Below are 6,900 nucleotides of genomic sequence, written 5' to 3'. Positions count from 1 at the left end.
CCCGCCGGCTCGGCGAGCCCTGCCGGCACCGCCGTCGCATCGCTGACGCCGTCCGCTCCGCCCGCCGATCTCAACAGGTCGGTGCAGACCGAGCTCGGCCGCGTCGGCTGCTTCTCGGGTGCCGCCGACGGCAATTGGAGCACGTCGTCGCAGCGGTCGTTGTCGCAGTTCAACCGCTATGCCGGCACCAAGCTCGACGTGAAGGTGGCGAGCACCGATGCCCTCGACGCGGTCAAGGCCAAGCCGGCGCGCGTCTGTCCGCTGGTCTGCGAGCACGGCTTCAAGGTTGATGGCGACAAGTGCAGCAAGATCGTCTGCGGCGACGGCTATCAGCTCAACGACGACAACGAGTGCGAGAAGAAGCGCGCGTCCAAGCCCGCGTCGTCCAAGCCCGCGACCTCGCGCCGCGACGACAGTGAGGATCGTCCGGCCCGCCAGCGTCGGCAGGCAGGTGCCGCCGGCGGCTATGGCGGCATGGGCGGGGGAATGGGCGGAATCGGCGGTGCCGCGGCGGGCATCGCCGCCGGCGCAGGTCGCTCCTCGGGCGGCGGTGGCCAGATCTACTGCGACAGCAGTGTCTGCCGGCAGGTCAACCGCGGCTGCCATCTCGAGTATCGCGGCGGCGGCGGCCCGGGCAATGCCGCCAATACCGAGGTTTGCTACTGAGGGCGTGATGTCCTTCGCGCGGCCATCCCGGCGTCAGCCGGGACGGCCTCCGGAGCGATCTAGGTCGCGATCGCGCTTGCCGCGATGTTCACCGTCAGCGCCAGCAATGCCGTGTTGTAGATGAAGGACACGATGCCGTGCGCGGTCGCGGTGCGGCGGATCGTCTTGTCGGTGATGCCGACGTCGGAGACCTGCGCGGTCATGCCGATCACGAAGGAAAAGTAGACGAAATCCCAGTAGTCGGCGTGGTCTTCCTTGTCGCCGCTCGGAAACTGCAGGCCGCCCGGCGGGTGCCGGTAATAGTCGTGGGCGTAATGCAGCGCGAAGGTGGTGTGCACGGCGGCCCAGGACAGAGCGATGGTGGCGATCGCGATGGTCAGTTCGGCCGCGCCGCGCTGTGGCGTGCCGAGCTCGTAGACGATCGCGGCGATACTGGCGAAAGCTCCGATCGCAACCACCAGCAGGATCACGAAGCGGCCGTCGTCCTGCATGGCGGCGGCGCGGCGGATGTGCTGGTGGTCGTTGTTCAGCATCATGCCGTAGACCAGCACCAGATAGACCGCGATCAGCGTGTCCCAGCCGAACAGCAGCCGTGTCACCAGCCTGTGCTCGCCCGGGAGCAGCAGGCAGACGAGAATTCCGGCACCGAGCGCGATGAACGTGCGCGGCCGCGCATAGAGCAGCCGCATCGGCCGCGACATCTGGCGGAAGCGGACGAGAACGGGATCTTCTTTGTCGCTTGCCATGATGATGGCTATCCCATTGATGCCGCAGCGGCGGTCCGCTTCCTCACCCCGCTTGCGGTGGAGAGGGTCACAGTGAAGGTGCGCCTCCGCAAAGAAGGCGAGAGCTGAATTCGCGGAAGGTTTTTCCTCACCCGACATTCTCGCTGCGCTTGAATGTCCATCTCTCCCCGCGAGCGGGGCGAGGTGAAGTCGTGCGCCGCGTCAGCTCTTCCGCTCGGCGACGAACCGCGCCGCGGCGCGCAGCACGTCGGCGCGATCGCCGAAGATCGACACGGCGGCATCAGCGCGCGCGAGCAGGTCGCGCACGCGCTGCTTGGCGCCTTCGATGCCGAGCTGGGTGACGAAGGTGGTCTTGCCGAGCGCCGCATCCTGGCCCGAAGGCTTGCCGAGCGCGGTGGCGTCGCCCTCGACGTCGAGCAGGTCGTCGGCGATCTGGAAGGCTTCGCCGAGCGCGCGGCCGTAATCGTCGAGCGCCTGATATTCCTTCTCCGAGGCCTGGCCGAGGATCGCACCGGCGATGCAGCCGTAGCGCAGAAGCGCGCCGGTCTTCATCTGCTGGAGGCGCGCGACGTCGACCGGCTCGCGGTCGCCGAAGCGTCCTTCGCCCGCGAGATCCAGCATCTGGCCGCCGACCATGCCGCCGATGCCGGCGCAGCGCGCCAGCGCGCGCGTCAGGAGCAGCCGCACATTGGCGTCGCGATGGATCTCGTCGCGGGTGATGATGTCGAAAGCCAGCGTCAGCAGGCCGTCGCCGGCGAGGATCGCGGTGGCATCGTCGGTTTTCTTGTGCAGGGTCGGGCGGCCGCGGCGCAGGTCCGAATTGTCCATCGCGGGCAGATCGTCATGGATCAGCGAATAGCAATGGATGCATTCGAGCGCAGCGCCCGCGAGCAGCGCCGCCTCGCGGGAGACGCCGAACACGGCTGCGCTCTCGACCACCAGGAACGGCCGCAGGCGCTTTCCGCCGCCGAGGCTCGAATAGCGCATTGCGTCCATGAGTCGCTTGGGGCGAGCGATTTCATCGGGCAAAATGTCGTCCGACAGGAGGCGCGCAAGCAGGGCCTCGGTGTCGTCAGCGGTCTTGTCCAGGCGTTTGGCGAAGTCGGACGGGGACGTGCCGGTCATCAAGAAAGGCTCCAGAACCAAAATTCGGCCGGACAATCCTTTATGCAATGGCCCCAGTCAATCGTTTGGAAGGCCTAAAAAGTGCTGGAAAAGGCCAAGATTATCACAGGCTTGGTGGCCAGACCCGTGGCCGCGTCGGATTTTACCCCGGAAAGGTTGATTTGCGCATCGTCAAGACCCTGCTCCTGGTGCTCGCGATCGTGGCTCTCGCGCCCTATCTGATCGCGCCATTCTACCGCGCCGGGCACCCCGTTTCGACGCTGATGGCATGGCGGTCGCTGCGCGGCGCGCCGATGCAGCGGGAATGGATCGATCTGGCGGCGATGTCGCCCTATCTGCCGCGCTCGGTGGTGGCAGCCGAGGACGCCCATTTCTGCAAGCATCATGGCATCGACTGGGGCGCGTTGCGCGAGGCCATCGACGACGCCCAGGAGGACGGCACTCCGTTCCGGGGCGCTTCCACCATCACCCAGCAGGTCGCCAAGAATCTGTTCCTCTGGCAGGGCCGGGATTTCGTCCGCAAGGCGCTGGAATTCCCGCTGGCGCTCTGGATCGATCTCGTGCTGCCGAAATCGCGGATTCTGGAGATTTACCTCAATGTCGCCGAGCTCGGGCCGCGGGGCCAGTTCGGGGTGGAGGCTGCCAGCGCCTATGCCTTCGGCAAATCGGCGGCCAACCTCTCCCCCCGGGAAGCGGCCCTGCTGGCCTCGATCCTGCCGAATCCGGTCAAACGGAGCGCCCGGACCCCGGGGCCGGGCGTCCGGCGGCTGGCCGGCACCTATGTGGCGAGGGCCCAGGCAGCCTCGCTTGCGACCTGCTGGCGCGAAAATCGCTGATTTCGGGCCATTTTCGGGCGCATTTTCCGGTCCAAAACCCTAGCTTTGCGGCCGGCCTTCCTCTATAAGCGCGGCCTTGATCGGCATTCAGCTCGCCTCCTGTTGCGGGTGCTGAGCCGTCCCTTCGCGGACGATGCCCTGACAACACCAATCCCTAGAGGATATCGACAATGGCCGTTCCGAGAAGAAAAACCTCGCCGTCGCGCCGTGGCATGCGCCGCTCGGCGGACGCCATCAAGAAGCCGACCTATGTGGAAGACAAGGACTCCGGCGAGCTCCGTCGTCCGCATCATCTCGACCTCAAGACCGGCATGTACAAGGGCCGGCAGGTCCTGAAGAAGAAAGAGTCCTGAGGCCGGGGTTTTCCTCAGGCGCGTCGATCCGACCTGCCTGATTTCGGCCAATCCATGAGATAAGACGATGACGGCGGCGGAGCCTGCGCTTCGCCGCCGCATTGTCCTGCCCGGACGTCTTGATCGAGAAGGCCCGCCGATGGTCGGTTTCCCGTTGCTGCTGATTCCGCTCGCGGTCTACAACATCATCGCCTTCCTGATGCCGAGCGTGTCCTTCACGGACGTGCTGTTCAGGGTGCCGATGATCACGGGCGAGGTCTGGCCGGTCACGCTCGCCGATCTCCTGCTCGCACTCGGCGTGGTGCTGCTGCTGCTCGAAGTGGTCAAGGGGGCGCGGCCCGGCGCGAAATTCCTGATGGATCACCTGCTGTCGCTGATCGTGTTCGGCGCGGCCGCCGCCGAATTCGTGATGTGGCCCAAGTTCGGCAACTCCACCTATTTCCTGCTGGTGCTGCTCGCGATGGCCGATTTCCTCGGCGGCATCGCCCAGCGCGCGCGCCGTCGCGTTGCCTATGTCGCGGAGGTGGCTCCGGCGCCGCGCAAGTCCAGGCGCCAGGCCGAAGCACCGGCGGATGACACGGCATCCGAATCCAGGTTCGAACCCGTCCCGCAACCGGCGCCCGTGGTGCAGCCCACGACGGCTCCCTCGGCGCAATCGGTCGCCGAATCCGTGTTGATGGATCATCCCGCGCCGAAGCCGGCGCCGACCATCCCGTCATCACCGGAAATTCCCTCGCCGGATCTGCAGCCGGGTAACGGCACGCCGTCCTCGCCCGACGCGCCGCGCTGATACCGGCTTCGCCGGCGTCCGACCGTTGCGCCGATGCGCGTCATGGCGGCCGCGCAGGCGCGTTCGGCTGCGATGCGCCCGTCGCCGACGCGGCGATGTTCAGGGAAAAGCGGTCTCAGGCCACCTGGCGTGTGCGCGCGCTGACGCTCTGCAGCGGGAGCTTGCCGCCATAGGCCATGCGCGCATCCGCGGGCGTTGCGCGGCGCAGGCGGCTTGTCTGGGGCACGTGCTCGGCATTGGCGATGAGCTGGGTGACGAAGCTCGGATCAGGGCGCGGCAGCGGCGCCTTGTGCACCCACTGCAAAGTCGGCATCAGCGGCACCAGCGCGGTGCCCGCGCCGCCGTCCATCTCGTCTGATCGATCAGTACTCAACATCGCATTCACCGTTGACCCGGCGGGAGCTGTCGCGTTTCGAGACGCTGGCGCCGGTGCGTGTCATGTACTCGCAAGGCCTATGCCGACGCGGGCGGTTTGGTTCCTGGGCGCCGGGAAACGTGGTTTCCAAATTGTTTATGAACTTCGCATAGGGTTGGGGGCGAATCTGGCTCTATCCTGTGCCGGCTCAGGACTCCCGCTGTCCCGAAACGAGGCGACCTTGACCCCAGCATTGCCGCAGGCCTCCGAAATCCTGGCCGCCCTCGGCCAGGCCGTGTTTGCCTGGGATATCGCCAGCGATGCCATCGTCTGGGGCGAGCAGGCCGGCGCCGTCTTCCCCGGCATTCCCGCCGAGCGGCTTGCCACCGGCGCGGAGTTCGCCAAGCTGATCGAGCCGGTGCAATCGCTGCGAACCGCCGCGCTGGCGCAGACCTCCGCCGTGCACGGCGCCGACGGCACCCCCTACCGGGTCGAATACGGCGTGCGCCTCAATGCATCGGAGCCCGTGGTCTGGATCGAGGAGAACGGCCGCTGGTTCGCCGGCGCCGATGGGCGCCCGGTTCGTGCGATCGGCTCCGTCCGCATCAACAACGAGCGTCACGCGCGTGACGAGGAACTCGCCAAGCTCGCCCGGCTCGATCCGCTGACCGGCGAGCTCAACCGTTTTCATCTGATCGCGGCGCTGGCCGAGGCGATCGAGGAGACGACCCGCTTCCGTTCGACGTCGGCCTTCATGCTGGTCGGCATCGATCATCTCGCCCGCGTCAACGATGCCTTCGGCTTCGATGTCGCGGATGCCGTGATCCTCGACGTCGCCAAACGCATTCGCGCGCGGCTGCGTGGCGGCGACGTGCTCGGCAGGTTCTCCGGCAACAAGTTCGGCCTGATCCTGAAGAACTGCACCATCGACGACATGAACGTGGCCGCCGAACGTTTCCTCGCCGGCATTCGCGACGAGGTGGTGCCGACGAAGTCCGGCCCGGTCTCGGTCACGGCCTCGATCGGCGCGGTCAGCCTGCCGCGCTATGCCCGCAGCACCGACGAGGCCGTCAATCGCGCCCACGAGACGCTCGACGCCGCCAAGCATCGCCGCGCCGGTTCGTTCGCGGCGTGGCGTCCGGATGCCGCGCGCGATGCGCAGCGCCGCGTCAACATCCGCGTCACCGACGAGATCGTCACCGCGCTGAACGAGCGCCGCATCAAGCTCGCCTACGAGCCGGTGGTGTCGGCCGGCTCGCGCGAGGGCGCTTTCCACGAGTGCCTGGTGCGGATGGACCAGGGCAACGGCCAGGTCCTGCTCGCGCCCGACATCGTGCCGGTGGCCGAGCGGCTCGGCCTCATCCGCCTGGTCGATCATCGCGTGCTCGAGCTCGTGGTCGCCGAACTCGCCGCTGCGCCGGACATCAGGCTGAGCCTGAACATCTCGCCGGACACGACCATGGACCCGGACTGGTGGGCCGGAATCGAATCGCTGATGCACGCCCATCCCGGTGTCGCCGGACGGTTGATCATCGAGATCACCGAAACGGTCGCGATCCAGGACATCGACGACGTCCGTGCCTTCGTCGGCCGCCTCAAGCATTTCGGCAGCCGGATCGCCATCGACGATTTCGGCGCCGGCTACACTTCGTTCCGCAATCTGCGCAAGCTCGGCGTCGACATCGTCAAGATCGACGGCGCATTCGTCCAGAACATCACCCGTTCCGCCGACGACCGCGCCTTCGTGCAGACTCTGATCGACCTCGCCCGTCGTCTCGACATCAAGACCGTCGCCGAATGGGTGCAGGACGAGGAAGCCGCGGGCATGCTGCGCGACTGGGGCTGCGACTACATCCAGGGCCGCCTGATAGGTCTCGCCTCGGCCGAACGCCCCTGGGGCGCGGCGGACAGTGTGCTTCCGGCGACGGGGTAGGACTGCGATCTCACGTCGCCCGGCAACGGCATGATCGTTGTCATGGCCCGCGAAGGCGAGAGATCCGGTATCTCGGGGGCAATCGTGATCGAACCG

The 6,900-nt window shown here is 67.0% G+C and carries 7 protein-coding genes and 1 pseudogene; 5 read left to right on the top strand and 3 right to left on the bottom strand.

Annotated elements, in window-relative coordinates; translation table 11 throughout:
- Positions 1–666: pseudogene (locus tag QM712_RS32215) on the top strand (caspase family protein); the annotation flags it as partial.
- A gap of 59 nt (positions 667–725) precedes the next feature.
- Here QM712_RS32215 and QM712_RS32210 read toward each other — a convergent pair.
- Positions 726–1,412, bottom strand: coding sequence for a DUF1345 domain-containing protein (locus tag QM712_RS32210; protein ID WP_415027188.1), 687 nt, complete (start codon positions 1,410–1,412; stop codon positions 726–728).
- A gap of 201 nt (positions 1,413–1,613) precedes the next feature.
- On the bottom strand, positions 1,614–2,537 hold the full coding sequence (locus tag QM712_RS32205) for a polyprenyl synthetase family protein (RefSeq protein ID WP_415027187.1): 924 nt from the start codon (positions 2,535–2,537) through the stop codon (positions 1,614–1,616).
- Positions 2,538–2,698: 161 nt separating this feature from the next.
- On the opposite strand from QM712_RS32205, the gene mtgA reads away from it, so the two are divergent.
- The 3 genes from mtgA (at position 2,699) to QM712_RS32190 (ending at position 4,516) form a co-directional block, all read left to right on the top strand.
- Positions 2,699–3,373 carry a monofunctional biosynthetic peptidoglycan transglycosylase gene (gene mtgA / locus QM712_RS32200; protein WP_415027186.1) on the top strand — a complete coding sequence of 225 codons (675 nt, stop codon included), beginning with the start codon at positions 2,699–2,701 and terminating at the stop codon, positions 3,371–3,373.
- Between the two features lie 170 nt (positions 3,374–3,543).
- On the top strand, positions 3,544–3,726 hold the full coding sequence (gene rpmF, locus QM712_RS32195; protein ID WP_007598106.1) for a 50S ribosomal protein L32: 183 nt from the start codon (positions 3,544–3,546) through the stop codon (positions 3,724–3,726).
- Between the two features lie 139 nt (positions 3,727–3,865).
- On the top strand, positions 3,866–4,516 hold the full coding sequence (locus tag QM712_RS32190) for a hypothetical protein (protein ID WP_415027185.1): 651 nt from the start codon (positions 3,866–3,868) through the stop codon (positions 4,514–4,516).
- Positions 4,517–4,631: 115 nt separating this feature from the next.
- Here the strand turns inward: QM712_RS32190 and QM712_RS32185 are convergent, their stop codons facing one another.
- The gene (locus QM712_RS32185; RefSeq protein WP_415027184.1) at positions 4,632–4,892 is read right to left on the bottom strand and encodes a hypothetical protein; all 261 of its coding nucleotides are present in this window, start codon (positions 4,890–4,892) and stop codon (positions 4,632–4,634) included.
- A 220-nt stretch (positions 4,893–5,112) separates the two neighbouring features.
- On the opposite strand from QM712_RS32185, the gene QM712_RS32180 reads away from it, so the two are divergent.
- Positions 5,113–6,804, top strand: coding sequence for an EAL domain-containing protein (locus QM712_RS32180; protein ID WP_415027183.1), 1,692 nt, complete (start codon positions 5,113–5,115; stop codon positions 6,802–6,804).
- The last annotated feature ends 96 nt before the right edge of the window (positions 6,805–6,900 follow it).

Source organism: Bradyrhizobium sp. (assembly GCF_047605465.1).
Lineage (GTDB): Bacteria > Pseudomonadota > Alphaproteobacteria > Rhizobiales > Xanthobacteraceae > Bradyrhizobium.
The sequence above is the reverse complement of the archived record's forward strand: the minus strand, read 5'-3'. Positions and strand labels throughout refer to the sequence as shown.

What these genes read in the sequence shown, in the direction of transcription:
- QM712_RS32210 (WP_415027188.1), bottom strand. Translation starts at nt 1,412, where the DNA reads ATGGCAAGCGACAAAGAAGATCCCGTTCTCGTCCGCTTCCGCCAGATG.
- QM712_RS32205 (WP_415027187.1), bottom strand. Translation starts at nt 2,537, where the DNA reads ATGACCGGCACGTCCCCGTCCGACTTCGCCAAACGCCTGGACAAGACC.
- rpmF (WP_007598106.1), top strand. Translation starts at nt 3,544, where the DNA reads ATGGCCGTTCCGAGAAGAAAAACCTCGCCGTCGCGCCGTGGCATGCGC.
- QM712_RS32190 (WP_415027185.1), top strand. Translation starts at nt 3,866, where the DNA reads ATGGTCGGTTTCCCGTTGCTGCTGATTCCGCTCGCGGTCTACAACATC.
- QM712_RS32185 (WP_415027184.1), bottom strand. Translation starts at nt 4,892, where the DNA reads ATGTTGAGTACTGATCGATCAGACGAGATGGACGGCGGCGCGGGCACC.